Origin of the sequence: Bradyrhizobium sp. B117, assembly GCF_038969555.1 — a bacterium.
Lineage (GTDB): Bacteria > Pseudomonadota > Alphaproteobacteria > Rhizobiales > Xanthobacteraceae > Bradyrhizobium.
Map to the genome: position 1 here is coordinate 9,451,912 of NZ_CP152414.1, position 26,152 is coordinate 9,478,063.

Genomic DNA, 26,152 nt, shown 5'->3' on the forward strand with positions numbered 1-26,152 from the left:
CCGCGAACCTCGCAAAACGACGCGATTGACCGTCTGCAAATCCCGCAGCGCAGCAGTCTCCTGCCGTACCAAAGTGTGCTATCCTTTCGGCCGGAAGCACGGGAGGGACTGGGCAATGAACCGGCGCTCCTTCATCGGGTTCCTCGGCGGCGCGGGGGCGACGCCGGAAGGTCTCTCTGCGGGCTCGGCAGGGCGGGCCGACGATCACTTCCCTACGGCAGCGACCCTCTAAGGTCCGCGACACCAAAATCTACCGTGGCTCCGCCACCGTTCTCGGAAGTTGTCTGGGTGCGGGCCTCGCTGTGCTCTGACACAGCGATGATCCGGACGCCTTTCTTCTCCGCCGGTCCGACATTTCGAGCGAGGATCGCGCCAAGCAAAAGCATCGTGACCATCAGTCCGCTCACGGACGCAGTCACATAAAGATTGGACCAATCGCGCATCACTACACCACCCATGCGCATCGCCCCGGCCCGATGCAACATGCGTCGTTGAGTCGTTGGGCGATTTGGTGGCGCGGCAGTGGCGTTCTGGCGTTCACCTCACTTGTTACGCGGCTGCGGCGGCCACTAATTGCAGGTGCACGACCACATCATCGTCGGCAAGAACGGGCATGCGAGCCTGAAGGGGATGCGGCTGATTTGAATGGCGTCGACTGTTGGGGGTAACTTTGGGGCTAACTCAAGCGAACCTGACCGCGAACCTCGCAGAACGACGCGATTGGGGAGAGCCCCTCAACAACTGGGCGTTGGAGCGAGGACCGGCCTGCCTCGCAAGACATCAGAAGCCTTTTCCGCGATCATGATGACTGCTGCGTTGATGTTACCGCCAACCATGTCCGGCATGACCGATGCGTCGACAACGCAGAGGTTCTCAACCCATGAACGCGCAACTCGCTGTCGACAACGGTCATTCCATCGCTTTCCGGTCCCATGCGGCACGTGCCAAGCGGATGATGGACGGTGATACCCGTGGCCGCGATATGGGCGTCGAGCCCGGAGTCCGACCAGTTGTCCGGGCCCGGCGCCACTTCGGCGGCAATGAACGGTTTCAGCGCAAGCTGATGCCCGACGTCGCGCGCCAGCCGCAGGCCCTCGCGCAGGACGATGCGGTCGTGATCAGTCGCGAGATAGTTGCCAACGATCCGTGGGGCGGTTGATGGATCGCGCGAAACGAGGTCCAGACGCCCTCGGCTCTCCGGCCTGAGCAGGACGATCCGGCAGGAGAAGCCGTCGGCATAGGGCTGCACGACCGGGCTGAAGTAGGGTCCGGCCGTCATGGGAAGCGCGACGAACAGGAACTGCACATCCGGCACGTTGCCGCCGACCCCAGTGTTCAGGAACGCCATGGCGGCCGCGGGCAGGTCGCTCGCGATGCCGGTGCCGAACAGCTGTTGCCGCACGAGATCGATCGCGATCCGGTCGGCGCGCATGCGTCTGTGCAACGGACCGGCGCCGCGTCGAGCATAGGCGACCGGCGCGGAGATGTGGTCCTGCAAGTTCTGTCCGACGCCGCGCAGCGCCATGCGGACCGGAATGTCGTGGCGCTGAAGCACGTCGGGATCGCCAATGCCCGACAGCATCAACAGATGCGGCGAACCGATGACGCCGGCGGCAAGGATGATCTCGCGATCGGCATATGCTGTCTGCGTCCTGCCGCCGTGCAGGTACTCGACGCCGACCGCGCGTCGGCCCTCGAAGATCATGGAGCTTGCCCGGGCACCCGTGACGATGTCGATCCGGCCGCGCCGCAGCGCCGGCCGCAGATAGGCAACGGCCGCGCTGCATCTCCGTCCACGGCGGATGGTCGATTGCCAACGGCCGAAGCCTTCCTGTTGTGCGCCGTTGTAGTCCGGTGTGACCGGATGGCCGGCTGCTTCTCCCGCTGCCATGAAGGCGTCCACGAGAGGGTCCTGGTAGCGGCTGAAGCGCGTGGTGAGCGGCCCGTCGCCGCCGCGCCAGGCATCTGCACCTCCTTCCCATGACTCCTGCCGCCGGAAATAGGGAAGAACGTGCGCATAGGACCAGTCGGTAAGCCCGGCCGACGCCCAGCGGTCATAGTCGCTGCGATGGCCACGCACGTAGGCCATGGCGTTGGTCGAGGATGAACCGCCGATGACCTTGCCGCGCGCGAATTCGATGGGCCGGCCGCCCATGCTCGCTTCAGGCTCGGTGAAGAAGCCCCAGTCGTTCCGCTGTTTGAAAAACATCCGCGGCCACAGAAGCGGGACGTGGATATGCGGATCACGATCCCAGCCACCGGCTTCCAGCAGAAGCACGCGCGTGTCGGGGTCCTCCGTCAGACGGCTGGCCAGTGTGCAGCCAGCGGACCCGGCCCCAATAATGATGTGGCTGTATGTAACCATCTCGTTCTCCCTCGATATGGTTTAGTCCTTTGAGGTGAGAGCTGAAGTCCGCTGATGATCACTCGTGAGTGAAATGGCACACGCCTTCAAAGGCTAACGTGATGATCACAATCGGTCACTTCTTACAGTCCCCTGTCCACGTCCCCTGCTATCGACATTGCCAAGCCGCTCGGGATTGCCGTGCACGCCACATCATCGTCGGCAGAAGCGGGCGTGCGAGTTTGCGCGGGATGCGGTTGATCTAGGGCACCAAATCAGGCGACAAGAGCAGCATGAGCGACTGGCTGCACAATCTGCCTGTGCCCTTGATGGCGTTGGTGATCTTTGGATTCACCTATTTCCTCGCCGCGGCGATCTTCTCCGGCATCGCGCTGGCCGCGACGGAGGAGCGCGCCAAATCGCTGAAGGCGATCTCGCCGGGGATGCTGCCGGTGCTCGGCATCATCTTCGGCCTGTTCGTCGCCTTCATCGCGGCGCAGGTCTGGGGCGACAGCGACCGCGCCAGCGCCGCGGTGAGCCGCGAGGCCAGCGCGCTGCGCAGCGTCGTGCTGCTCGCCGCCGGCCTGCCGGCGGAGCAGGAGACCAAGCTGAGTGGTCTCGTGCGCGACTATGTCGGGCAGGCAGTGGCGGTGGAATGGCCGATGATGGCGCATCAGCAAGCCTCGCTGAAGGTGACACCGCCGGCGCTCGCGGAAGCCCTGCAGCTCGTCGTCGCCATGACGCCGCAGGGCACGGGGCAGGCGAACGTGCAGCGCGAGCTGCTCGCCGCGCTGGAGCAGGCACTGGATGCGCGGCGGCAGCGGATCATCGTCAGCCTCGCCGCGGTCAATCCGGTCAAATGGTGGTGCCTGTATCTGCAGGCCGCCTGCGCGCTCCTGGTGATCGGGCTCGTTCATTGCGACAACCGCCTGGGATCGGCGATCGCGATGGGCCTGTTCGCGACCGGCGTCGCCACCTCGGTGCTGCTCATCGCCGCCCACGACCGGCCGTTCGCCGGGCAGATCTCGATCCAGCCGGAGCCGCTGCTCCAGATCATGCCGGCGGGCGCGAAGAGTTAAAGCGCGAGGGCTCGAGCCTTAATAGCAATAGCGGGGATCGACCCGGACGTAATAGCCGTCGGGGCGCTGCATGTAGCAGCCGCGCTGATAGGCGTAATAGCCGGAGCGACGGCGCTCGCCCTCGGAGGCGATGGCAGCTCCCGTGCCGGCACCGACGACGGCGCCGATTGCCGCGCCGCGGCCGCCGCCGAGCGCGCCTCCGAGGATCGCCCCGCCGACACCACCAATGATCGCGCCGCCGAGGGCATCCTGGGCCGCCGCTTCATGCGCCGGCATCACCATCGCGACCGTCAGACATGCCGCGATTGCAAAACTTCCAATACCAAGACCTCGAAGCATGCTCGCCCTCCCTGTGGTGAGGCGAATCTTAACGCCCGCCATGGATTCAGGCCAGATCAAATCGCCTGCCTTGCGGCTCCGAGTACCGACAGAGGTCGCCCTAGCACTACTTTGGCAGAATCGGCGTGCCCCCGGGCCCGGACCGCTCTTTCCACGAAAGTTGACATATGAGAGAGCCACGTACTCGCTCCAGAAGGTGCGAACGCGTATCGCTTCCATTCCCACCGTCCGGAAGACCGCCGCTGGCCTGAACGTCCGCGAAACTAACTTTTATAAGACCCTCGAAAGTGGAACAGTATAGGCATGACACAGCGCATCCACCTGATACGGCACGGTCAGCCGGCCTGTCGTCCGCAGGCGGCACTCTCGCGTCAGGACTACCGGTGCTGGGTCGAGGCATACGATGCAGCAGGGATCATGGATTGGCCGCCTAATTCGCTCGTAAAATGGCTTGAATCTGCCGGGATCGATAAAGTGATCTCGAGTTCCCTACCGAGGGCCTCCGAATCGGCAAGGGCATTGCTTAAGTCAGATAGGGTGTACAGCGATCCGCTGTTCAACGAGGCAGCTATCACCATCCCAACCATCCCTTTGCGTATGAACTCTAGCGCATGGACCGCAATTGGCAGGATAACATGGCTATGCGGCGCTCCTGCAGATGAGGACATTACCGCATTTCGTCTGCGTGCTCGCGCAGCAACCGAAAAGCTTATGCAATCTGAAGGCGCGGACGAAACGGCCCTGATAGGGCACGGATGGATGAACCGAATGATCGGTCACAATCTGCGAAAGCGCGGTTTTCAAATTCAGTACCGTAGCTACAACGGTTACTGGTCCCGGACCACTCTTGTGCGGTAGCACTGCTTGGGCAGGTTGTTGATTTTGTCGCGCTTCGACAACGGCGAAAGCTAATTCTGCCAAAGTAGTGCTAGGACGTGGACTCACCAAGACGCAGCCATAGCTTGATTGCCGCGAGTTGAACCAAGGCCAAGGTAGTTGGCGCCGAGGCCATCATGGCGCTTCGCAACCCGACGACATTGTTTGATCCCGATGATCAGACACCGGTAATCTGCCCCTCATGCTCGCTTTGGTTGTTTATTCGTGATACGCCTTGACGACCACGCGCGCTGATCTTCTGTTGCCGAAGCGCGCTTCGTTATGACGAGGGTGGCGAGAATGACGAGTACGGCCAGGCACCGCTCTGGATACACTCTCTTCGCACGTCTCCTGCTTGGAGTGGGCATATTGCTCACCGGCGTGCTTCCGGATCATGCGGAGGAGGCGCCAAGCTCGCGTGGCGAGGCACTTTACCGCACGCACTGCTCATCGTGCCACGAGGGTGGCATGGCACGCGCGCCTGACGCCAACGCGCTGCGGCAATTCAGGCCCGAGCGGGTGAGCTTTGCCTTGATGTTCGGCATGATGAGCCAGCAGGGACGCGACCTGAGCCAACACGACATTCAGGAAATCGTTCGCTATCTCGTCGGGACACCACCGGAGCAGCAGCCGCCACTACCGGATTCCACATGCGGTGAGCGGGGCCCAGCGCTTGCGGACGCTTCGTTGCCGCGCTGGAACGGCTGGGGCGTCGACATCGCTCAACACCGCTTTCAACCTGCTGTCATGGCCCAGCTTTCGCCGGACGATGTTCCGCGCCTGAAGCTCAAATGGGCGTTCGGCTTTCCCGGCGATACCAGAGCCTACGCGCAGCCGACGGTTTGGGGCGGTCGGGTCTTCGTGGGCAGTGCGGGAGGCAAGGTCTATGCGCTGGATGCCAGACTTGGCTGCCAGCGCTGGGTGTTCGACGCCGGCTTCGGCGTACGCACCGCGATCACCATCGGCGAGGATGAGCGGGGCACGACCGCCTATTTCGGCGATCAACGCGGTGAGGCTTATGCGCTCGATGCCGAGAGCGGGAAGCTGCTGTGGAGGACACGTGTCGATGCGCATGCGGGGGCCGTGATCACGGGAGCGCCGACCTTGGCCAATCATGTGCTTTATGTGCCAGTCTCCTCCGTCGAAGAGGTATTGGCGATCGATCCACGCTATTCGTGCTGCACCTTCCGCGGTCTGATTGCCGCGCTCGACACCAGGACCGGCGAGGTGCTGTGGCGCGGCTATGTCAGCCCGCCGGCCCAGCCAATCCGCCTCAACGAGATCGGTGTCCAACTCTTCGGACCCTCCGGCGGGGCCATCTGGTCGTCGCCGACCATCGACCTCAAGACAAATCGGATCTATGCGACGACGGGCGACAGTTATCTGGACCCGGCCTCCACGACCTCCGACGCGTTTGTGGCCTTCGATCTGGGCACCGGACGGCTCGCCTGGTCGCGGCAGATGACCGAGGGTGATGCCTACAACATCGCGTGCGGCAGCCAGTATCGCGCCAACTGCCCCGGCACCAAGGGTCCAGATTTCGATTTCGGCTCCTCTCCGATCCTGGTCGATCTACCTGACGGACGTCGTGCGCTGGTTGCCGGCCAGAAATCCGGCATGGTGTACGCGCTCGATCCGGACCGCGATGGTGCCATCATCTGGCAGCGCCGGGTGGGACTCGGCAGTACGCTCGGCGGCGTGCAATGGGGCTCGGCTGCGGATGATGCCAACGTCTATGTCGCGGTGTCGGATGTCGGCCTGAAGGCCGTGCCGCCGGCCACCGCCGGCGCGCAGAAATCGGTCTTTGGGATACCCATGAAGCTCGATCCAAGTCAGGGCGGCGGGCTGTACGCGATGAACCAGGCGACGGGCGAGATCGTCTGGCACGCGGCACATCCAGGCTGCGGAGATCGGCCGGGATGCAGCCCTGCGCAGTCGGCTGCGGTAACCGCGATTCCTGGTGTGGTGTTCTCCGGCGGACTGGACGGCCACCTTCGGGCCTATGCCGCCAAGAGCGGCGAGATCATCTGGGACGTCGACACCATGCGGGACTATGCGACCGTGAACGGCGTATCGGCGCATGGCGGCTCGCTCGATGGACCGGGACCGGTGATCGCCGGGGGCATCCTCTACGTCAACTCGGGCTACACAAATTATGGTACCGCGCCCGGCAACGTGCTGCTCGCCTTCTCCGTGGACGGACAGTAGGGGGGACGTTTTCGCACACAACGCCTGCGTGGTCAGCGGGCGGTTGCGTTGCCGAACCGATACACGCCATCTTCACGGTCGTCGCGAGCCGGTCAGCGGGGCGCGATCCAGCGCTGCACGGCCTCGGCGGTGTCCGCGGGCGTGGTGTTGAAGCAGATCGCCGCGTCCGGTGCCAGGCAATGGACGAGGTTGAGCACCTTCTCGAACAGCAGCAGCCGCTCCTTCGGCTCGCGCAGGCCGGCGCCGATCACGATGCAGTCGAAGCGCTCGTCGCGCAGCGCCGCGGTCACGGCGGCTTCCGCCGTCGCGTCGAGGTCGATCAGGCAGCTCGTGACCTCGAAGCCGAGATCGCGCAGGCGCAACAGCTGCGCCTCGATGTAGTTGCGCACGAGCTCCGGCGTGAGCTGCGGGAACGCGTCGTAATCCGCGTTGCCGGGTTCGATGCCGATCGCGAGGACACGCTTGGCCATGCAGGGCTCCTTGCCGGACCTTCCGGCTCGTCAACCGACTGACGGCCCCGCCAGTTCCCTTGGGGACGGCCCCGGCCGGCGCCGGCCCCGCCGCTATCCTGCCGCTCGTTTCCCGCCGAGGCTGTAAGCCAGTTCACATGCGCCGGGCGGACAAGGTGCCAGATTTAGGGGGATCACGCTGGAGTCACGCGCTGATCACGGCGCCTGATTCACTCTGATCTCCGCGACCCCGGCCGATTTCATCAATTTCGCAATTTCATCGCTTTTCACGGGAGCAGGACATGAAGGTGTCATTCGAAACTATCAAGGACGAATACGAACGAAACTGGTCCAACATGAGGATCAGGCCCGGACGTGCCGACGCCGCCACCGAGGCGGCGCGCAAGGCCATCAACCACAAGGACACGTACACGGAGATCCAGAACAAGACCGACGTACCCTGGTGGTTCGTCGCGGTGCTGCACTCGCGTGAATCCAGCTTCAACTTCAACACTTATCTCGGCAACGGCCAGGCGCTCAATCGCGTCACGACCATCGTCCCCAAGGGGCGCGGCCCGTTCGCCTCGTTCGCCGAAGGCGCCGTCGACGCGCTCAGGCTGGAGGGATTCGTCGGCGCCCGCGACTGGGGCATCGCGAAGACGATGTTCCGCCTGGAGCAGTACAACGGCTTCGGCTATCGCGGCCGCGGGGTCAACTCGCCCTATCTCTGGTCGGGCTCCAACGTCTACGGCCCGCCCGAGCAAAGGGGCGGCAAGTTCGTCGGCGACGGCTCGTTCGACCCGGGCACGGTCGATCCGCAGCTCGGCGCTGCGGTGATCCTCAAGGCGATGATGGATCTCGATGCGTCGATCAGCTTCGACGGCGGCCCGGCCATGCTGAGCCATCTCGAGCCCGAGGAGCAGATGGCGTCGACGGCGCTGTTGATGCAGAAATGCCTCAACGACCTCGGCGCCAATCCGATGCTCGACGAGGACGGCATCGTCGGACCGAGGACCAAGGCGGCGGTGGCGCAGTTTCAGCAGCAACACGGCATCACCGAAACCGGCGTCCTCGACACGATGACGGTTGCCGCCATCACGCGCGCGGCGCAGCAGCCGGTCACCCCCGCGCCGACCGGCGACCTGTCGCAGATCCTGAAGCGGCTGGAGGATCTCGCGCAGATCATGCGGGGCGGCCCGCCGGCGACAAGCACGCCGCCGGTGACCGCGCCGCCGGCTGCCAATGACCCGATCACGCTGTTCGAGCGGCTCTTCGCCCTCATCAACAAGACGCCGCCGGTGTCAGGAACGAGCAATCCGGCCAACCCTGCTCCCGTCGACCAGTTGAAGCAGGTCGTCGATCTGCTCAGCACCCTGCTCAACAAGGACGGCAAGCCCGTCCTCGGCCAGGTCAACGGCGCGCTCGGCGAGACCATCGGCAAGCTGCTCAACGGCAAGAAGACCGCGCTCGGCCTCGGCGGCGCGGTGCTCACCGCACTGCTCTCGGCGGTGACCGCGAGCCCCAACGCGGGAGGCATTGCCGGGCTGCTCGGGACCATCGTGTCCGCGGTGCCGGGCCTCGGCCAGTTCGCGATGCCGATCTCGCTGGCGCTCACCGCCTGGGGCGTGCTCGGCAAGCTGGAGAAATGGGCGCAAGGCACCGCGCCGCCGCCGAAGCCGATGAGCTAGCGACGCTCGCTGTGGAGCGCCGCGGCGCGCCGCTCCATCATGGAGCGCTCACGTCCATTGGTCGCAAGATGCGCGGCGGCTTCGAACGCCTGCCGCGCCTCCGCAAGCCGCCCAAGCCTTTCCAGGAAATCGCCACGAACTGCCGGCAGATGATGATAGGCCGCCAGCGCCGGCGCGCCTGCGATCGTGTCCAGCACGTCCAATCCGGCTTGCGGTCCCTCGGCCATGCCAACCGCAACCGCACGATTAAGCTCGATGATTGGCGAGCGCACCAGAAGCGCGAGCTCGGCGTAGAGCTGCGCGATGCGTTGCCAATTGGTCGCTGCCGCGGTCTCCGCCCTGGCGTGACACGCCGCAATCGCAGCCTGAAGCGCGTAAAATCCGCCGGCGCCGCCGAGTTCGCTGGCGCGCTCGAGCGAGCGCAGGCCGCGACGGATCTGCAACCAATCCCAGAGCGCGCGATCCTGATCCATCAGCAGAATGGGATCACCATTCGCATCGGTGCGGGCATGGGTCCGCGAGGCATCCAAATCCATCAGGGCGACGAGGCCGTGAACCTCAGGCTCGTCCGGCGCGAGACCTGCGAGCACGCGGCCCATGCGCAGTGCTTCGTTGCAGAGCTGCGGCCGTAGCCACTCCTCACCGCGTGCCGCGAGGTAGCCTTCGTTGAAAATGAGATAGATGACCTGCAACACCGAGGCGAGACGCTCTGACAATGCTTCGCCGCTCGGCGTCTCATAGGCGAGCCCGGATCCAGACAGCGTTCGCTTGGCGCGGACGATGCGCTGGGAGATGGTTGCTTCCGGCACGAGGTAGGCGCGCGCAATCTCGGACGTGGTCAAGCCGCAGATCATGCGCAGCGCCAGAGCCGCGCGGGCCTCGCGCGACAGGATCGGGTGGCAGGCCGTAAAGATCAGCCGCAACAATTCATCGCCGATGTCGTCGTCGAGCGCAGCATCGAAATCCGGCACGATCTCCTGCTCCTGCAACATGTCCCGCGCCAGCATGTCGTGCTTGTTTGTGAGCATCCTGCCGCGGCGCAAATGATCAAGCGCGCGCCGCCTGGCGGTCACCATGAGCCACGCGCCGGGATTGTCGGGCACGCCGATGACGGGCCAGGCCTCCAGCGCCGCGACCAGCGCGTCCTGGGTCAGCTCTTCCGCAAGCGGCACGTCGCGCAGCATCCGCGACAGCGTGGCGATCAGCCGCGGCTGAACGACACGCCAGGTGGCGCGGATGACGCGATCGATTTCGGCGGCCGTCATCGCCGCCGACGGGGATGGGCTGTCTCACCCATCAGTCGTGAGCTGCTGCCTTGACCTCGCAGGCTCCGTCCACGCCCGGCGTGGCGAAGGCCCGCAACTCGCAGGTGCCGTCCCAACCCGGCATGTGGTCGAGGTGCAGCTGCATGAACTCCTTGGCCATGGCCAGAGCTTCGGCCTTGTCGCGCAGCTCGAAAATGGCATAGCCGCCGACGACTTCCTTGGCCTCGATGAAGGGGCCGTCGACGACGCTGAGTTCGCCGTCGACGATCCGCACACGTGCGCCGGTCGCAAGCGGCATCAGGCCGCCGGTGTCGATCATCCGGCCCGCCTTGATTTCCCGCTCGGAAATCTTCTGCATGGCCTCCATCAGCGCCGGGGTCGGGCCCCTCATTGGCTGGCTGGACGTGACGATGTACATGAAGCGCATACAAAACTCCTGTTGAGGCGAGAGGCGGCCGGCTCGGCTGCGCGATCAGCTCGCTACTGGAATGACGATCCGCCCGACGCCGGATCGACATGGGCAACAGAAAAATTGCGTGACGGGAAGTTAAGAACGGAGCGGCGCCTACTGCCGCAGCATGATCAGGGGATCGGCGGTGTCGGGGACGCGCCGCCACTGCGCATTGTCGTCGGCCTCGAACTGCCAGATCTCGCCTGATTTCGACATCAGGATGATCTGGCCGCGCTCGAGCCGCCACTGTGTCGGGTTGAACTGCGCGATCGCCGCGTCGCATTTCGGCTTGAGGAAGACCTGAAAATTGTCCTGGCCGGCTTCCGTGTTGGTCAGCGTCAATCCGCAGATCGGCTGGCCGTTGCCGCGCACCATGGCCCAGTCGCCGATCATCTGGTCCATCGACTTGGCCATCGAGCGCGCGGCGGCGAGGTCCTGCAGGATGTAGACGCCCTCGCCCTGACGCAGGCCCTCGAAGATGCCGGCCTCGACCTCGGTGAAGTCGATCACGGCCTCACCGGTCGCATCCTGCAAGCGGACGATGTCGAGACCTTTGACGCTCCAGGCGACGATGTCCTTGGTGAACGGCAGCGCAGCCTTGCAGGCCGGCTCCAGCTCGAGCTTGTAGCCCCCAGCTGCGGCGTCGGCCTTCAGCGTGACGACGCAGGTCTTGCTGCGCTCGGTGGTCGAAAGCTCCCACTGCCCGGGCATCGATTTCTTCAGAATCGTCGCATCCTGCGCATGCGCAGGGCCGATCGCGGCAATATATGCCGCGATCGTGATTGCAACGACCCGAAGAGCTCTCATCAGCGTCCCTTGAACGGCGTTTCAGCAACCGGCGTCAGCGGCGGCTTGCCGGCGAACCAGGATTTGAGGTTGTCGACCACGAGCTGGTCCATCGCATTGCGCGTGACGACCGAGGCCGAACCGATATGCGGCAGCAGCACGACGTTCTGCATGGTCTTGAGCTCGTCGGGCACGTTCGGCTCGGCCGCGAACACGTCGAGGCCAGCGGCGAGGATGGTGCCTGATTTCAGCGCCTGGACCAGCGCCGGCTCGTCGACCACCGAGCCGCGCGCCACGTTGATCAGCACGCCGCGCGGGCCGAGCGCCTTGAGCACCTCCGCATTGATCATCTTGTTCGTGCTGGCGCCGCCGGGCACGATCACCATCAGCGTGTCCACCGCCTTCGCCATCTCGATCAGGTCGGGGTAGTGCTTGTAGGTGACGTCCTTGGACGGATTGCGGGAGTGATAGACCACCGGCACCAACGAGGCATCGAGCCGGCGGGCGATGGCCTGGCCGATCCGGCCCATGCCGACGATGCCGACCTTACGGTCGCGCAGCGAGCCGACGCTGAGCGGATAGTTCTGGGTCTGCCAGAGGCCGGAGCGGACGTAACGGTCGGCCTTGATGAACTCGCGCAAGGTGGAGATGAGCAAGCCCATCGCGACGTCGGCGACCTCCTCGGTCAGCACGTCGGGCGTGTTGGTGACGATGATGTTGTGCTCGGCCGCGTACTTGGCGTCGATATGGTCGTAGCCGACGCCGAAGCTCGCCACCATCTCGATCTTGGGCAGCTGCGACAGCGACTCCTTGTCGGCGCGGACCGTGTGATAGGTCACCGCGACGCCGCGGATCTTCTCCCGGACCGCCGGCGTCAGCCGCTCGAGGTCGCCGCGGGTCTCGGCCTTGTGCACGACGAAGTGATCGGAAAACCCGTTATCGAGGATCGGCCGGACCGGTCCATAAATCAGAAGATCGATCTTTTCGGACGAAATCGAACCGGTAGACATCAGCTTTCCTTTCCAAGCGCGCTTTCGTGCCAGCGCCGTAAAACGAGGTGGGAAACTAGCGCCAGCACCCCATAGATGACAATCCCGGCCAGCGACAACAAAAGCAGCGCCGCGAACATGCGGGGTATGTTCAACCGGTAGCCCGACTCGGCGATCCTGTAGGCGAGCCCGGAGCCGGCCCCGGCGGTGCCCGCCGCGATCTCTGCCACCACGGCACCGATCAGCGATAGGCCGCCGGCGATGCGCAGGCCCCCGAGGATGTAGGGCAGCGCCGCCGGCAGCTTGAGGAAACGCAGCGTCTGCGGAGGCGAGGCACCATAGAGCTGGAACAGGCCGGCCAGATTGCGGTCGACCGAATTGAGCCCGAGCGTGGTGTTGGACAGCACCGGGAAAAACGCGACGATGAAGGCGCAGACGACGACCGCGGTCTGCTGCTCCAGATAGATCAGGAGCAGTGGCGCAATCGCGATCACTGGCGTCACCTGGAGCACGACGGCATAGGGGAACAGCGAATATTCGACCCATTTCGACTGATTGAACAGCAGCGCCAGCGCGATGCCGCCGATGCTCGCGGCGACAAAGCCTTCAAGTGTCGTCAGGAGCGTGGTGGCGAGCGATTGTGACAGCACTGCCCAGTCCTTGATCAGCGTCAGGACGATGACGGACGGCGCCGGCAGCACGTAAGGCGGGATCTCCTTGACGCGGACCACCAGTTCCCAGACGGCGAGGCCGGCGGCGAACACGATGACGGGGAGCACAAAACGCATCGCACGCTGCGCCGTCGATGGTTTTGCGGTGGCGGAGCTTTGCGCGTTCATAGCGTCAACTGCCCCGAATAAGACGGCGCCAGCGCGGCCGACACTTTCCGGCAATAATCGGAGTAAGCGGCGGAGGTGCGAAACTCCTCGCCGCGCGGCTCGACGGTCTCGATGCGGATGTCGGCCCGGATGCGGCCGGGCCGCGCCGTCATCACCACGACGCGCTGCGACAGATAGACGGATTCGAACACCGAATGGGTGACGAAGATGACGGTCTTGCGAAGGCTGCGCCACAGCGCCAGCAGATCGTTGTTGAGGCGAAAGCGCGTGATCTCGTCGAGCGCCGCGAACGGCTCGTCCATCAGGAGGATATCGGGATCGGTGACGAGCGCGCGCGCCAGCGACACCCGCATCTTCATGCCGCCGGAGAGCTCGCGCGGATAGGCCTCGGCGAAATCGGCAAGACCGACGCTCGCCAGCGCCTCATCGGCCCGCGCGCGCGCTTCCGCCTTTGGCACACCGGCAAGCTTGAGCGGCAGCCGCACGTTCTCGCGCACGCTGGTCCAGGGCATCAGGGTCGGCTCCTGGAACACGAAGCCGATGCCGTGGCCGGGCTGCGGCACACCCTCGTGCCGCGCCACCCGCACGGTGCCCGATGACGGCGCGCTGAGCTCGGCGATGATGCGCAGCGCCGTCGACTTGCCGCAGCCGGACGGGCCGAGCAGCGAGATGAACTCGCCCTTGCGTACGGCGAGATCGAGCGGGCCGAGCGCCATGACGCCGTTGTCATAGGCCTTGGTGACGCCGCGCAGGCTGACGGCGAGCGCCGTCAGGCCGGACTCGACCACGGGCGAAGTTTTGCGCTCTACCATCGATCGCCGGCTGCGAGTTGTTGAGCCGGGCTGCCCACCTCTCCCCATCGGGGAGAGGTCGCGCCGAAGGCGCGGGTGAGGGGGCTCAGGTCCCACGAGGGTACGCATCCCCTCACCCGGATCGCATCTGACGATGCGATCCGACCTCTCCCTATGGGAGAGGTGAACCCGGCCATCGGCATGGTCGGACTTGTTCTCAACATGCGTTACGGCTTGCTCGGGCGCAGCTCGACGCCGACGCCCTTGTTGACGAAGCGCAGCGTATAGGATTTGCGGAAGTCGAGATCGGCCTTCACGACGCCGGCCTTCACCATCTTGTTGAAGAAGGAGGTGTAGCGCTCGTCGCTCATCGCGCCGATGCCGTTTTTCAACGACTCGCCGGAATCGACGATGCCGTATTCCTTCATCTTGGCAACGGAATAGGCGAGCAGTTCGTCAGTCATCTCCGGGTTGAGCTGCTTGATCAGGGCATTGCCGGCGGAATTGTCGCGGTAGATGTAATTGTACCAGCCGATCATGGAGGCATCGACGAAACGCTGCACCAGGTCCGGCTTCTTCTCGGCAATGTCGCGGCGGGTCTCGATCAGGGTCGAATAAGTGTTGAAGCCGTAATCGGCGAGCAGCAGCACGTTGGGCTTGAAGCCGGCGGCCTTCTCGACCGCGAACGGCTCGGAGGTGACGTAGCCCTGCATCGCGCTCTTGGGGTTGGCGATGAACGGCTGCGGATTGAAATTGTAGGGACGCACGTTCTTCTCGCTGAAGCCGTATTCGGACTTCAGCCACTGGAAGTAGCTCGTCATGCCCTCCTTGGAGACGAACAGCGTCAGCGGCTTGAGGTCCTCGATCTTGGCGACCTTGGCGTCAGGCTGCGTCAGCATCACCTGGGGGTCCTTCTGGAACACCGCGGCGATGGTGACGACGGGAACGTTGTTGGCAACCGCGTCGAACGACATCAGCGTGTTCGCGGCCATGAAGAAATCGATCTTGCCGGCGATCAGCAGCATCCGGTTGTTCTCGTTGGGACCGCCGGGGACGATGGTGACGTCGAGGCCGTATTTCTTGTAGGTGCCGTCGGCGACCGCCTGGAAGAAGCCGCCATGCTCGGCCTCGGCGACCCAGTTGGTGCCGAAGGTGACCTTGTCGAGGGTTTGGGCGCGCGCCGGCGCAAGAGTGACGACAGCGGCCAACAAGCCCGCCGTTAACGCTCGCCGCAGATGAGAGGGGGTCATGATGGCACTCCGTCGATCGCTTCTAGCCGATGCCAGTCCAACGCGATAAAACCGCATGAAGTTCGGGGACGCGAGCCGGCCTGGCCCGCGTCCCCTCATAACCCCAAATTACGTGACAAATTCGGGCAAAGAAACCTTGATGACGCCGTCCCGCGACTGGACCAGGATCCAATGGGCCGATGCTGCCCTCGCGGATGTGGCGCGCTGGATCGCGGTGCTGCCGCTGGCGGCGACCGAGCAGCATGGCCCGCATCTGCCGTTTGAGACCGACGTGCTGATCGCCGAGGCTTATCTCGCGCGCGTGCGCGAGCTTCTGCCCGCAAGCGTTCCCGTCAGTTTCCTTCCTGTCGAACCGGTCGGGATTTCCACCGAGCATATCGACTATCCGGGCACCCAGACTTTGCCGACCGAAACCGCGCTGAAGCGATGGACAGGGATCGGCGAGGACATCGCGCGACGCGGCGTGAGGAAGCTCGTCATCGTCACCAGCCATGGCGGCAACAGCGCGGCGATGATGCTGGTGGCGCAGGATCTTCGCGCGCATCACAAGCTCTTCGTAGTGACGACATCATGGTCGCGGCTGTCAGGCGCGGACGCATTGTTCCCGGCCGAGGAAGTGCGCCACGGCATTCATGGCGGCGCGGTCGAGACCTCGATCATGCTGGCGCGCTATCCCGATCGGGTCCGCAAGGAAGCGATCGCGGATTTTCCGGCAAGCAGCATCGCAATGGAGCAGCAATATCGCTGGCTGTCGACGCAGCGGCCGGCGCCGTTCGCCTGGCAGGCGCAGGATCTCAACGCCAGCGGCGCCGTCGGCAATGCGACGCTGGCCGTCGCGGAGAAGGGCGAGCAGCTCATCGACCAGGGCGCGCGCGCCTTTTGCGAGCTGCTGAGCGAGGTCGATAACTTCGACGTGAGCAGGCTCGCCAAAGGGCCGCTCGGCTAGCGCGCATCCTCCTGAATTCATTTGGGAAAAGTTCGGATTCGACGAGCGCCCGAGGCGCTTTCGAACCGGACGCGACAAGCCTCCGTCCAATTGGGCACGCGGGCCACAACGGACCGCCTCAACCCGGATGGAGTTTCACATGTCGATCAAGACCAAGATTGCCGCCGCAGCTCTCGCGGCCCTCGCCGTCACCATGGTGTCCACCACCTCGCAGGCGCAAGCCAAGCCGCCCGGCTGGGTCTTCGGTGTCGGCGCCGGCATCGCCACCGCCGCCGTGGTCGGCTCCGCGATCGCCGCGAGTAACGACCCCTATTACTACGGCTATCACCGCTGCGGCTGGGTCGCCCAGTACAACGCCTTCGGCCAGTATGTCGGCCGCGTTCGTACCTGCTACTGATTTGAGGACCTGAGGCCGATCTCCCACGTGGATCCTGCGTCCGACACGGGCGCCTCATCCACCCCGTGTCGTGCCCCCGACCCGCCCGGCTGTCCCCCCGGGCGGGTCATCTGTTTGGGGAGCCCGTTTGTTGCAGGCCCGTCACACAAGGGTGCGAACGATCACCTGCGGCAATCCGCACTAGTTGCTATTGCGAATTAATCGCAATAAGGTTCGCTGCACGTGCAGGGACTTGGGAAGAAAACGCCTCGAAGCCGGATCATCCCGGCCGATGGCGTGGACAACAGGGACCTGATGACAGGGGCGCCGCGAATCGGCAGGGATAGCGGGGCGGGTGGATATATTCGCGTTTGGGGGCGTTCGTTTTGACGTTGAGAGGTCACCGTTACAGGTATTTGCGGACGGCTGCGGCGATGGCCTCGGGCGTAATGGTTTTTCCTGCTGCGGCGCGCGCCGCGGATCTGCCGTTGAAGGCACCGGCGCTGAAAGCCGTCTATGACTGGACGGGCCTCTATATCGGCGCGCACACCGGCATCACGCGCGGCACCTCCTCGGGGACGCTGACCGATCCCACGGTCGCAACCGACAACAACGTGTTCAACGGCGCGACCGGTGGCGTCCAGGCCGGCTACAATTGGCGCCTCAATTCAGGGCTCCTGCTCGGCGTCGAAGGCGACATCTCGTTTCCGAACTATCTGCCCTCCAACCATGTCGTGTCGTCGGCGACGACCGCGCTGTCGGGCGCGGAGGAGCGCTGGGACTATGTCGCGAGCCTGCGCGCGCGGCTCGGCTACACCAGCGGCAACTGGCTGTTCTACGCAACCGGCGGCGCGGCGTTCGCCGGCGAGCGTTTTCTGTCGACGCCGACGAGCGGCACTGAAGAGAAGGTGCTGAACACCCGGTTCGGCTGGACCGCCGGCGGCGGTGTCGAATACGCCTTCGCGCCGCACTGGAGCGCGCGGCTCGAATATCTCTACAGCAAGTTCGAGAACGCCAGCGTCACCTTCCCGTCGGGCGGGCAATATGCGTCGTCGATGGATTTCCAGAGCCTGCGTATCGGCCTCAACCGCAAGATCGACTGGCCGGGTGTGCCGACCTACAACCCGAAATCGGATATCACCGATACCGAGTCCAGCCGCTGGGAGATCCACGGCCAGTCGACGGTGCTAGGGCAGGGCTACCCTGCGTTCCAGGCGCCCTATACCGGAACGAACAGCCTGCTCCCGTCGCCGGATTTCCAGCAGACCTGGAGCAATTCGCTCTATCTGAATGCGCGGCTGTGGGACGGCGGCGAGGTCTATTTCAATCCCGAGCTGCTGCAGGGCTTTGGCTTCAACAACACGACCGGCGCTGGGGGCTTCCCCAACGGCGAAGCGCAGAAATCCGGCTTCCCCTATCCGCACTTCAACGCCTCGCGGCTGTTCGTGCGCCAGACTTTCGGCTTAGGCGGCGAGCAGGAGGAGCTTGCCAGCGGCCAGTTGCAGCTCGCGAGCAAAGTCGACGTCTCGCGCCTGACCTTGCAGGTCGGCAAGTTCTCCGTGATCGACGTGTTCGACGGCAATTCCTATGCGCATGATCCGCGCAAGGACTTCATGAACTGGTCGATCTGGGCGTCCGGCGCCTTCGACTACGCCGCCGACAAGCTCGGCCTCGGCTATGGTGCCACGGCCGAATTGAACCAGAAGCAATGGGCGCTGCGCGGCGGCTACTTCCTGATGGATGCCGTATCCAACTCGAACAATTTCGACATGAACATCGGCCGCCGCGGCGAATACGTCGCGGAGCTCGAGCTGCGCTATTCGCTGTTCGGCCAGCCCGGCAAGCTGCGCACGCTCGGCTTCGTCAATAGCGCCTTCTCCGGCAGCTATCGCGAGACGCTGGACAATCCCGCCTTCGGCGTCGACATCAGCCAGACCCGCCGCGGCCGCCTCAAATACGGTTATGCGTTCAACCTCGAACAGGCGATCACCGACGACATCGGCCTGTTCGGCCGTTGGAGCTGGAACGACGGCCGCAACGAGATCATGGCCTTCACCGACATCGACCGCAGCCTGTCCGGCGGCGTCTCGCTGAAGGGCGCGAAATGGGGCCGGCCCGACGACGTCGTCGCCATCGCCGGCGCCATCAACGGCCTGTCGCAGGACCATCGCGACTTCATCGCCGCCGGAGGTCTCGGCCCGCTCATCGGCGATGGCCAACTCAACTACCGCCACGAGCGCGTGCTGGAGACCTATTACGCGTACGCGCTGAACAAGGCGCTGACCTTCACCGCCGACTACCAGCTCATCGTCAATCCCGCCTACAACGCTGATCGTGGCCCAGTGTCGGTGTTTTCAGGACGGTTGCACGGGGAGTTCTGAGCGGCGGCTCAGAACAGCAGCGCAATACCCGAGACGAACAGCAGCACGAGCACGATCTTGCGGAACGCGGCCTCGTCGATCCGGCCGAACAGCTTCAGCCCGAGCCATGTGCCGGCGAACAGAAACGGCAGACCGAGCGCGAACAGCTTCGCCGTGTCGAGGCTGAGCGATCCCTTGGCGCCGAGTAGAAGCGCCGTCATGGCGAACACCGCGACCGCGACCGGCTGAAACGTGGCACGCTGCGCGTCCTTGGGCAGGCCTCGCAGGTTGCACCAGATGGTGATGACGATGCCGGCAAGGCCGGTCAGCCCGCCGAGCAGGCCGTTGACGAAGCCGACCGTCATGTCGGCGGCCGGCGGCACGACGGCGGCGAGCTTGAGCTGCGGCCGGAAGAATGCATACAGGCTGTAGGCGATCAGAATTGCTCCAACCGCGATGCGAACACTCTTCGGATCAGCCCAGGTCAGAAGCGACACCCCGGCCGGCACGCCGATGGCTGCACCGACGATGAAAGGCCACAGCCGGCGCCAGTCGAGCGCAGCGCGCAGCTTCCAGACCGAATAGCCCTGCACCAGAAGGCCGAAGCCGACGATCAGGCTGGCGCTCTGAAGCGGCGTCAGCACATAGAGCCACAGCGATGCCGCGACGAGGCCGAAGGCGAAGCCCGAGAGGCCGGCGACGAACGCGCCGGCGAAGGTCGCCAACAGAAAAAGCGGAAGCTCGGTTGCGATCCCGTCCATTGCTCGCTCCATAATTCAGCGAGCAGCGCTTGCGTGGGATCACCACTTCACGGGGAGGCTGCGACATCCCCGGGATGTCAGCCTAGGCGAAACCGCATCTTTCCACAACGAAGCTCCAAAGCGCGATGAGATTTGGATGAATCGTCATCGCGCTTTAGGTTGTTGTTTACGCATGATCTTTCCGGAAAACCGCTTCGCACTTTTCCGGATCATGCTTAGGCGGCCCGGATCGCCTCCAGAAACTTTCCGACCTCGGCCTTGAGACGGCTGCTCTCGCCGGACAGCGATCTGGCTGCCGTGAGCACGTTGGAGGATGCCGATCCGGTCTGGCTCGCGCCGCGCTGCACGTCGACGATGCTGGCGGAGACCTGCTGGGTGCCGCGCGCCGCCTGCTGCACGTTGCGGGAAATCTCCCGTGTCGCCGCGCCCTGCTCCTCGACCGCCGAGGCGATCGCGGACGCGATCTCGGACATGCGGGTGATGGTGCCGCCGATCGCCTTGATGGCGCCGACGGAGTCCTCCGTCGCCGTCTGGATTTCCGTGATCTGCTGGCTGATCTCGCCGGTGGCCTTGGCGGTCTGCTCGGCCAGCGCCTTGACCTCGGAGGCGACGACGGCGAAGCCGCGCCCGGCTTCGCCCGCGCGCGCCGCCTCGATGGTGGCGTTCAGCGCCAGAAGATTGGTCTGGCCCGCGATCTGGCTGATGAGCTCGACGACGTCGCCGATCCGGCCCGCGGCCCTTGCGAGCTCGCCGACATGGCCGTTGGTGCGCTCCGCCTGCTGCACCGCCTCGCCGGCGATGCGCGCGGAGTCCTGGACCTGCCGGCTGATCTCGTCCACCGACGAGGCCATTTCCTCGGCCGCCGCGGCAACCGTCTGCACGTTGGTGGAGGCCTGTTCGGAGGCGGCGGCAACGGTCGCCGTGACCTTCTCCGATTGATCGGCCGAGCTTGTCAGCGTTCCCGCCGAGACCTCCAGCTCGGACGATGCCGACGAAACGGTGTTGACGACGTCGCCGATCATGGCCTCGAACTCGCGCGCGATCTGGTCCATGCGCTGGCTGCGCTTGATCCTGGCCTCGGCCTCGACCGCGGCAGCCTCGTCGGCCGACTTCTTGGCGAGTAGAGAATCCTTGAAGTGCTGGAGCGAGCCCGCCACCTGGCCGATCTCGTCGTTGCGGCCGGTCGCGGGGATCTCGACCTCATGCCGTCCGGACGCGAGCGTTCCGATCACGTCGGCGAGCCGGCCGAGCGGCGTCACCACGCGGCTGCGCAGCATCATGGTCACGCCGCCGAGCGTCCCGAGCAGCGCCAGCACCGCGACGGCGGCGAGCGCGAGCATCGCCAGCGCGCCATCGCGCGCGGCCGCGGCGCGCTCCGCGGCTTCCGCCAGCGCGGCGTCGCGCACGCCGTAGAACATCTGGATCGCCGGCACGATGGCGCTCGCGAGTTCGTCGGCGCTGATCCCGTACTTGCCGTCGGCTCGCGCCGCAGGCATCTCCTTCTCGACCACGAGCGCGGCCTTGCCGAAATAGGAGTCCGTCGCCGCCTTCAATGCGGCGGCGATTCGGGGCGGGCTTCCGAGCTGGTCGACGCCGGCCTCGATGCGCTCGCGATCGGCCTCCACACGGCCCTGCATGCGGTCCATCAGCGAGAATTCAGCTGTCGTGAGCGGCCTTCGCGCGTTCAGCGCCGGCGACAAGGTGGCGGCACGGCTGCCGGCGGAGACGCGCAGGTCCTGCGCCGTTCGCGCCAGGCTCAAGAGCGCCGCAAGCGAGGAGTCGGCATTGACCACCTTCCCCTCGAGCCGGTTCATGATCGGCTCGATATTGGCGATGACCTCGGCGACGCCGGGCAGGAAGCCCTTGATCGCGGCGCCGTCGCGCGCAGCAAGAGGAACGCTCATCGCGCGATCCGCGGCCGTGGAGATCTCCTTCAGCCGGCGCAGGGTGCGGTCGAGGCTGTCGGCCATCGATGCGCCGTCATCGAGCACCATGATGGCCCGTCTGGCGCCTTCGAACGAAGCCTCGGCGGCTTTGACGGCCTTTGCGGCGGCGTCGATCTGGGCCTGCGTCGCGGCGCCTTCCTGGAAGATCGGCGAGATGTAGGGGGCGCGAAGGCTGGCGACCTGCTGGCTGACCATCAGGGTCGCACCAAAAGCCTCGACCGTCCTGATCGCGTCGGAGCGATTCGTGAAGATACGGGTCTGGGGTACGAGCACCTCGGCGCCGAGAATGACTGCAAAAACCGTCACCGTCAGCATCGACAGTGCGAAAAGCTTTCCGATCCGCATCCTTGGGTCCCCGAATACATTCCTGCAAATGTCGAAAACCTAGCTGCCGGCGGCTAAGAGCCCGTTAAGCAACGGCGCGCCCGTAATTCTGCGGGTATCATGTCCTCGCGGGCGGTTCCCCCGCGGCACGGATGCGACAGAATTGCCGGCAATTCCTCGCAAAATACCTATATCAATGCTTGTGCCGCCGGCCGCGCCACACTTCCTTACAACCGGAACGTCAATGCTCTCTGTCGAACTCGTCATCGTCGTCGTCCTGATCGTCATCAATGGCCTCTTGTCCATGTCGGAGCTGGCCGTGGTGTCCTCCCGCCCGGCCCGCCTGTCGTTGCTCGCGGCCAGAGGCGTGCGCGGCGCCGAGCGGGCGCTGACGCTGGCGGCCGATCCCGGCAAGTTCCTCTCGACGGTGCAGATCGGCATCACGCTGGTCGGCGTGCTCTCGGGCGCATTCTCCGGCGCCACGCTCGGACAACGGCTGACGCAATGGCTGGTCGAGCTTGGCCTGTCGACCGGGATCGCCGACATCGTCGGCGTCGGCATCGTCGTCACGCTGATCACCTACGCAACGCTGATCGTCGGCGAGCTGGTGCCGAAACAGGTGGCGCTGCGCGACCCCGAGAGCATCGCGGTCAGGGTCGCGCCGGCGATGCACATGCTGGCGAAGATATCGCTGCCGCTCGTGTTCCTGCTCGACGTCTCCGGCAAGCTGATCCTCACGCTGCTCGGCCGCGGCGGCAAGGCCGAGGAGAAGGTGTCCGAGGACGAGATCCACCACCTCGTCAGCGAGGCCGAAAGCGCCGGCGTGCTCGAGCCCGGCGAGAAGGAGATGATCGCCGGCGTGATGCGGCTCGGTGACCGCCCGGTCGGCGCCGTCATGACACCGCGCACCGAGGTCGACGAGATCGACCTGAACGATCCGCCCGAAGCTATTCGCGAGATCATCGTGAAGAGCCCGCATTCGCGCTTTCCGGTCTCGGACGGCGACCGCGACAAGCCGATCGGCGTGCTCCAGGCCAAGGATCTGCTGATCGCCTATATGAGCGAGCGCACGCCGGATTTGCGCGCGCTGGTGCGCGAGGCGCCGGGCATCCCGGCCTCGGCGGATGCGCGCGACGTGCTGGCCATCCTGAAGGCCGCGCCGGTTCACGTCGGCCTCGTCTACGACGAATACGGCGCGTTCGAAGGCATAGTGACCGCCGCCGACATCCTGGAATCGATCGTCGGCGCCTTCCATTCGGAGGAAGGACCGCCGGAGCCGGCCTATGTCAGGCGCGAGGACGATTCGCTGCTGATCTCCGGCTGGATGCCGGTCGACGAGTTCGGCGAGCTGCTCGGCATCGAGCTGCCGCCGCACCGCTACAACACCGTGGCGGGCCTCGTGCTGCAGCAATTCAGCGTGCTGCCCAATGTCGGCGACGCCTTCGACTTCGCCGGCTGGCACATCGAGGTGGTCGACCTCGACGGCCGGCGGATCGACAAGATTTTGGCGAGCCGATTGAGCGAGGTGGAGACGGGTTAGCGAGCGATAAAGCGAGCCACAATCTCAGCTGTCGTCCCGACGAAAGCGGTGCTTGTGGCACCGTTTCCCTTCTCCCCCTGTGGGAGAAGGTGGCGCGAAGCGCCGGATGAGGGGTTCTCTCCGCAAACTCAATCGTAGTGAGTGCTCGTGAAGAGAGACCCCTCACCCGTCTCGCCGCTACGCGGCAAGCCACCCTCTCCCACAAGGGGAGAGGGTGCACCGTCGTCGTGACGGCGAGCGAAGGTCCAATCCCCGCCCCTACCCGAACCTCACCCCGATCCGCTTTTCCTTGCGCCAGACCACGGTGCAGGAATGATGCGTTCCGTCGGCGGTGACGAACAGGGTGAAGTGTTCGGGAATGCCGACCGGGCTGGTGACGTCGAGCGCGGCGCCGGTGTCCGAGAAATTACGAACGGTGCAGTCGATCCCGCCGCCGCCGAACTCGATCGTTCCGGCTTTCAGCACGCGGTGTCTCGCCCTGTCGCGTCGTTCGTCCATGGCGACAATCTACACTCAAAGTTGAACCAGACGTTAAGCCCACCCTCCACTCGCAACAATTTTTGCGGTCCGGCGAGGCCGCCTGCCGGCATCTTACAGCGCCGGCAGGAACGTCTCCGCCTGCGCCATCCGCCAGGCGTCACGGAAGCGCGGATCTTCCGTGCCTTCGAGCAGCTCGCCCGGACGGAGCGCCGGATAAAGCTGCGCGAACGATCTCACGTCGGTCGTCGAGGTGCGCTGGGTGAAGTGGATCGGACGCAGCTCCTGCGGATGGGTGAGGCCCGCGGCGGCGATCAGCTCGGTCAGCGAGTGCAGCGTGGCGTGGTGGTAGTTGTGCACGCGGTCGATCTTGAGCGGCACGTAGAGCGCGCGCGCACGCGTGGGGTCCTGCGTCGCGACACCGGTTGGGCAGCGGTCGGTGTGACAGCTCAGTGACTGGATGCAGCCGAGCGAGAACATGAAGCCGCGCGCCGAATTGCACCAGTCGGCGCCGATCGCCATCGCGCGGGCCATGTCGAAGGCGGTGGCGATCTTGCCGGAGGCGCCGATCTTGATGCGGTCGCGCGCATTGATGCCGACCAGCGCGTTGTGGACGAAATTGACGCCCTCGCGCATCGGCATGCCGAGATGGTCCATGAACTCCAGCGGCGCGGCGCCGGTACCGCCTTCATTGCCGTCGATGACGATGAAGTCGGGATAGATGCCGGTCTGAAGCATCGCCTTGCAAATCGCCAGGAATTCCCAGGAATGGCCGATGCACAGCTTGAAGCCGGCCGGCTTGCCGCCGGAGAGGCGGCGCATCTCGGCGATGAACTGCATCATGCCGACAGGCGTCGAGAAGGCGCGGTGAGAGGCCGGCGAGATACAGTCCTCGCCCATGGCGACGCCACGGATTTTTGAGATCTCTTCCGAGACCTTTGCCGCCGGCAGCACGCCGCCATGGCCGGGCTTGGCGCCCTGGCTGATCTTGAGCTCGACCATCTTGATCTGGTCTTCGCTCGCAACACGCGCGAAGGCTTCCGGATCGAAAGTACCGTCGAGGTGGCGGCAGCCGAAATAGCCCGAACCGATTTCCCAGATGATGTCGCCGCCCATCTCCTTGTGATAGGGGCTGAAGCCGCCCTCGCCGGTGTCATGCGCGAAGCCACCCCTCTTGGCGCCGGCGTTGAGCGCGCGCACCGCGTTCGGGCTGAGCGCACCGAAGCTCATCGCAGAGATGTTGAAGACCGAGGCCGAATAAGGCTTCGTACAATCGGGACCGCCGATGTTGATGCGGAATTTCTCCTCGGCGTGCGTTTTCGGCGAGACCGAGTGATGCATCCACTCATAGCCCTCGCGATAGACGTCCTCCTGGGTACCGAACGGCCGCTTGTCGAGCTGCATCTTGGCGCGCTGATAGACCAACGAACGGGTGTCGCGCGAGAACGGCATGCCGTCCTTCTCGCTCTCGAAGAAGTACTGCCGCATCTCCGGGCGGATCTCTTCGAGCAGAAAGCGCATATGCGCCGAGATCGGGTAATTGCGCAGGACCGCATGGCCCTTTTGCATGAGATCGCGGACACCGAGCAGCGTCAGGGCGCCGAAGATCGCGATCGGGATCAGCAGGACGTCGAAGATCTTGCGATCGGCAATGCCGATGCCGATCAAGAGCGCAGTGACCACTGCGCAGATCGTCAGCACGATGAAGCGCGGCGAGAACGGCAGCAGCAGGGTTTCCAAGACCCCCTCTTCCGCCAGTGCCAGACGTTTGGGCGATTCCTGCTTGTTGTTGTTGTCGACCACGATCCCATCCTCTCGTCAGCATGAGGGCGGTACGATACGCCCGCGCCTGTCATACGGATATGACGCGGCCGTTGTTTCAGGCTAGCGAATTCGGCCGAGGAAAATCAATCAGCCGGGTTGGCGGTTTTTGCAGTGCAGCAGAGAGGTCGGGGTTTTGGACGGTGAGGCCGGCAGAGCCGGCGAAAGTGGAGCCTGAGAGGGAGTGTCCACCAACTCACGTGTCATCCCGGGCAAGCGACAGCGCAGACCCGGGATCCATAACCAC

22 protein-coding genes are annotated in these 26,152 nt (G+C 64.8%); 7 read left to right on the forward strand and 15 right to left on the reverse strand.

The window, feature by feature from the left end:
* Positions 1-212: 212 nt before the first annotated feature.
* Positions 213-458, reverse strand: a complete 246-nt coding sequence (locus tag AAFG16_RS44885; RefSeq protein WP_342735574.1) for a hypothetical protein — start codon at positions 456-458, stop codon at positions 213-215.
* 341 nt (positions 459-799) lie between these two features.
* Positions 800-2,365, reverse strand: a complete 1,566-nt coding sequence (locus AAFG16_RS44890; protein ID WP_342735576.1) for a GMC family oxidoreductase N-terminal domain-containing protein — start codon at positions 2,363-2,365, stop codon at positions 800-802.
* A 272-nt stretch (positions 2,366-2,637) separates the two neighbouring features.
* On the opposite strand from AAFG16_RS44890, the gene AAFG16_RS44895 reads away from it, so the two are divergent.
* Positions 2,638-3,423, forward strand: a complete 786-nt coding sequence (locus AAFG16_RS44895; protein ID WP_283082553.1) for a DUF4239 domain-containing protein — start codon at positions 2,638-2,640, stop codon at positions 3,421-3,423.
* An 18-nt stretch (positions 3,424-3,441) separates the two neighbouring features.
* On the opposite strand, the gene AAFG16_RS44900 is transcribed toward AAFG16_RS44895, so the two are convergent.
* Positions 3,442-3,762 (reverse strand): hypothetical protein, encoded by a 321-nt coding sequence (locus AAFG16_RS44900; protein WP_342735578.1) that lies wholly within the window; start codon positions 3,760-3,762, stop codon positions 3,442-3,444.
* Between the two features lie 1,344 nt (positions 3,763-5,106).
* Here AAFG16_RS44900 and AAFG16_RS44905 point away from each other — a divergent pair.
* Positions 5,107-6,846 carry a PQQ-binding-like beta-propeller repeat protein gene (locus AAFG16_RS44905; protein ID WP_342735580.1) on the forward strand — a complete coding sequence of 580 codons (1,740 nt, stop codon included), beginning with the start codon at positions 5,107-5,109 and terminating at the stop codon, positions 6,844-6,846.
* A 92-nt stretch (positions 6,847-6,938) separates the two neighbouring features.
* Here AAFG16_RS44905 and AAFG16_RS44910 read toward each other — a convergent pair whose 3' ends face one another.
* On the reverse strand, positions 6,939-7,316 hold the full coding sequence (locus AAFG16_RS44910) for a hypothetical protein (RefSeq protein ID WP_342735582.1): 378 nt from the start codon (positions 7,314-7,316) through the stop codon (positions 6,939-6,941).
* A gap of 281 nt (positions 7,317-7,597) precedes the next feature.
* Between AAFG16_RS44910 and AAFG16_RS44915 the strand changes: the two genes are divergently transcribed.
* Positions 7,598-8,983 carry a peptidoglycan-binding protein gene (locus tag AAFG16_RS44915; protein ID WP_342735584.1) on the forward strand — a complete coding sequence of 462 codons (1,386 nt, stop codon included), beginning with the start codon at positions 7,598-7,600 and terminating at the stop codon, positions 8,981-8,983.
* On the opposite strand, the gene AAFG16_RS44920 is transcribed toward AAFG16_RS44915, so the two are convergent.
* From AAFG16_RS44920 to AAFG16_RS44950, 7 genes are all read right to left on the reverse strand, one after another.
* Positions 8,980-10,248, reverse strand: a complete 1,269-nt coding sequence (locus tag AAFG16_RS44920) for an RNA polymerase sigma factor (protein WP_342735586.1) — start codon at positions 10,246-10,248, stop codon at positions 8,980-8,982. The genes AAFG16_RS44915 and AAFG16_RS44920 overlap by 4 nt on opposite strands.
* A gap of 31 nt (positions 10,249-10,279) precedes the next feature.
* Positions 10,280-10,666, reverse strand: coding sequence for a YciI family protein (locus AAFG16_RS44925; RefSeq protein WP_342735588.1), 387 nt, complete (start codon positions 10,664-10,666; stop codon positions 10,280-10,282).
* 147 nt (positions 10,667-10,813) lie between these two features.
* Positions 10,814-11,506, reverse strand: coding sequence for an AprI/Inh family metalloprotease inhibitor (locus AAFG16_RS44930; protein WP_342735590.1), 693 nt, complete (start codon positions 11,504-11,506; stop codon positions 10,814-10,816).
* Positions 11,506-12,495, reverse strand: a complete 990-nt coding sequence (locus AAFG16_RS44935; protein ID WP_342735592.1) for a 2-hydroxyacid dehydrogenase — start codon at positions 12,493-12,495, stop codon at positions 11,506-11,508. Before AAFG16_RS44935 ends, AAFG16_RS44930 begins: the two co-directional genes overlap by 1 nt.
* The gene (locus AAFG16_RS44940; protein WP_283082563.1) at positions 12,495-13,313 is read right to left on the reverse strand and encodes an ABC transporter permease; all 819 of its coding nucleotides are present in this window, start codon (positions 13,311-13,313) and stop codon (positions 12,495-12,497) included. The genes AAFG16_RS44935 and AAFG16_RS44940 overlap by 1 nt, the downstream gene beginning before the upstream one ends.
* Entirely contained in the window at positions 13,310-14,125 is an 816-nt protein-coding gene (locus AAFG16_RS44945) for an ABC transporter ATP-binding protein (protein WP_342735595.1), read from the reverse strand. Before AAFG16_RS44945 ends, AAFG16_RS44940 begins: the two co-directional genes overlap by 4 nt.
* Positions 14,126-14,331: 206 nt before the next feature.
* Positions 14,332-15,354 (reverse strand): ABC transporter substrate-binding protein, encoded by a 1,023-nt coding sequence (locus tag AAFG16_RS44950; protein WP_342735597.1) that lies wholly within the window; start codon positions 15,352-15,354, stop codon positions 14,332-14,334.
* 139 nt (positions 15,355-15,493) lie between these two features.
* On the opposite strand from AAFG16_RS44950, the gene AAFG16_RS44955 reads away from it, so the two are divergent.
* The 3 genes from AAFG16_RS44955 (at position 15,494) to AAFG16_RS44965 (ending at position 19,057) form a co-directional block, all read left to right on the forward strand.
* Positions 15,494-16,300 (forward strand): creatininase family protein, encoded by an 807-nt coding sequence (locus AAFG16_RS44955; protein WP_342735599.1) that lies wholly within the window; start codon positions 15,494-15,496, stop codon positions 16,298-16,300.
* Between the two features lie 139 nt (positions 16,301-16,439).
* A complete protein-coding gene (locus AAFG16_RS44960; RefSeq protein WP_342735601.1) occupies positions 16,440-16,697 on the forward strand; it encodes a hypothetical protein in 258 nt (85 codons plus the stop codon).
* A gap of 428 nt (positions 16,698-17,125) precedes the next feature.
* Entirely contained in the window at positions 17,126-19,057 is a 1,932-nt protein-coding gene (locus AAFG16_RS44965) for a carbohydrate porin (RefSeq protein WP_342735603.1), read from the forward strand.
* A gap of 8 nt (positions 19,058-19,065) precedes the next feature.
* Here the strand turns inward: AAFG16_RS44965 and AAFG16_RS44970 are convergent, their stop codons facing one another.
* Positions 19,066-19,797 (reverse strand): sulfite exporter TauE/SafE family protein, encoded by a 732-nt coding sequence (locus tag AAFG16_RS44970; RefSeq protein WP_283082568.1) that lies wholly within the window; start codon positions 19,795-19,797, stop codon positions 19,066-19,068.
* A gap of 215 nt (positions 19,798-20,012) precedes the next feature.
* On the reverse strand, positions 20,013-22,088 hold the full coding sequence (locus AAFG16_RS44975) for a HAMP domain-containing methyl-accepting chemotaxis protein (protein ID WP_342735605.1): 2,076 nt from the start codon (positions 22,086-22,088) through the stop codon (positions 20,013-20,015).
* Between the two features lie 223 nt (positions 22,089-22,311).
* Between AAFG16_RS44975 and AAFG16_RS44980 the strand changes: the two genes are divergently transcribed.
* Positions 22,312-23,607, forward strand: a complete 1,296-nt coding sequence (locus tag AAFG16_RS44980; protein ID WP_342735607.1) for a hemolysin family protein — start codon at positions 22,312-22,314, stop codon at positions 23,605-23,607.
* A 258-nt stretch (positions 23,608-23,865) separates the two neighbouring features.
* Here the strand turns inward: AAFG16_RS44980 and AAFG16_RS44985 are convergent, their stop codons facing one another.
* Positions 23,866-24,105 carry a PilZ domain-containing protein gene (locus AAFG16_RS44985; RefSeq protein ID WP_283082571.1) on the reverse strand — a complete coding sequence of 80 codons (240 nt, stop codon included), beginning with the start codon at positions 24,103-24,105 and terminating at the stop codon, positions 23,866-23,868.
* A gap of 93 nt (positions 24,106-24,198) precedes the next feature.
* Positions 24,199-25,887 carry an FMN-binding glutamate synthase family protein gene (locus AAFG16_RS44990; RefSeq protein ID WP_342735609.1) on the reverse strand — a complete coding sequence of 563 codons (1,689 nt, stop codon included), beginning with the start codon at positions 25,885-25,887 and terminating at the stop codon, positions 24,199-24,201.
* Between the last annotated feature and the right edge of the window lie 265 nt (positions 25,888-26,152).

Bases quoted from the DNA above. Each gene is read 5' to 3' on its own strand.
- AAFG16_RS44885 (WP_342735574.1), bottom strand. From the start codon at position 458: ATGGGTGGTGTAGTGATGCGCGATTGGTCCAATCTTTATGTGACTGCG.
- AAFG16_RS44890 (WP_342735576.1), bottom strand. From the start codon at position 2,365: ATGGTTACATACAGCCACATCATTATTGGGGCCGGGTCCGCTGGCTGC.
- AAFG16_RS44895 (WP_283082553.1), top strand. From the start codon at position 2,638: ATGAGCGACTGGCTGCACAATCTGCCTGTGCCCTTGATGGCGTTGGTG.
- AAFG16_RS44900 (WP_342735578.1), bottom strand. From the start codon at position 3,762: ATGCTTCGAGGTCTTGGTATTGGAAGTTTTGCAATCGCGGCATGTCTG.
- AAFG16_RS44905 (WP_342735580.1), top strand. From the start codon at position 5,107: ATGGCACGCGCGCCTGACGCCAACGCGCTGCGGCAATTCAGGCCCGAG.
- AAFG16_RS44910 (WP_342735582.1), bottom strand. From the start codon at position 7,316: ATGGCCAAGCGTGTCCTCGCGATCGGCATCGAACCCGGCAACGCGGAT.
- AAFG16_RS44915 (WP_342735584.1), top strand. From the start codon at position 7,598: ATGAAGGTGTCATTCGAAACTATCAAGGACGAATACGAACGAAACTGG.
- AAFG16_RS44920 (WP_342735586.1), bottom strand. From the start codon at position 10,248: ATGACGGCCGCCGAAATCGATCGCGTCATCCGCGCCACCTGGCGTGTC.
- AAFG16_RS44925 (WP_342735588.1), bottom strand. From the start codon at position 10,666: ATGTACATCGTCACGTCCAGCCAGCCAATGAGGGGCCCGACCCCGGCG.
- AAFG16_RS44930 (WP_342735590.1), bottom strand. From the start codon at position 11,506: ATGAGAGCTCTTCGGGTCGTTGCAATCACGATCGCGGCATATATTGCC.
- AAFG16_RS44935 (WP_342735592.1), bottom strand. From the start codon at position 12,495: ATGTCTACCGGTTCGATTTCGTCCGAAAAGATCGATCTTCTGATTTAT.
- AAFG16_RS44940 (WP_283082563.1), bottom strand. From the start codon at position 13,313: ATGAACGCGCAAAGCTCCGCCACCGCAAAACCATCGACGGCGCAGCGT.
- AAFG16_RS44945 (WP_342735595.1), bottom strand. From the start codon at position 14,125: ATGGTAGAGCGCAAAACTTCGCCCGTGGTCGAGTCCGGCCTGACGGCG.
- AAFG16_RS44950 (WP_342735597.1), bottom strand. From the start codon at position 15,354: ATGACCCCCTCTCATCTGCGGCGAGCGTTAACGGCGGGCTTGTTGGCC.
- AAFG16_RS44955 (WP_342735599.1), top strand. From the start codon at position 15,494: ATGACGCCGTCCCGCGACTGGACCAGGATCCAATGGGCCGATGCTGCC.
- AAFG16_RS44960 (WP_342735601.1), top strand. From the start codon at position 16,440: ATGTCGATCAAGACCAAGATTGCCGCCGCAGCTCTCGCGGCCCTCGCC.
- AAFG16_RS44965 (WP_342735603.1), top strand. From the start codon at position 17,126: ATGGTTTTTCCTGCTGCGGCGCGCGCCGCGGATCTGCCGTTGAAGGCA.
- AAFG16_RS44970 (WP_283082568.1), bottom strand. From the start codon at position 19,797: ATGGACGGGATCGCAACCGAGCTTCCGCTTTTTCTGTTGGCGACCTTC.
- AAFG16_RS44975 (WP_342735605.1), bottom strand. From the start codon at position 22,088: ATGCGGATCGGAAAGCTTTTCGCACTGTCGATGCTGACGGTGACGGTT.
- AAFG16_RS44980 (WP_342735607.1), top strand. From the start codon at position 22,312: ATGCTCTCTGTCGAACTCGTCATCGTCGTCGTCCTGATCGTCATCAAT.
- AAFG16_RS44985 (WP_283082571.1), bottom strand. From the start codon at position 24,105: ATGGACGAACGACGCGACAGGGCGAGACACCGCGTGCTGAAAGCCGGA.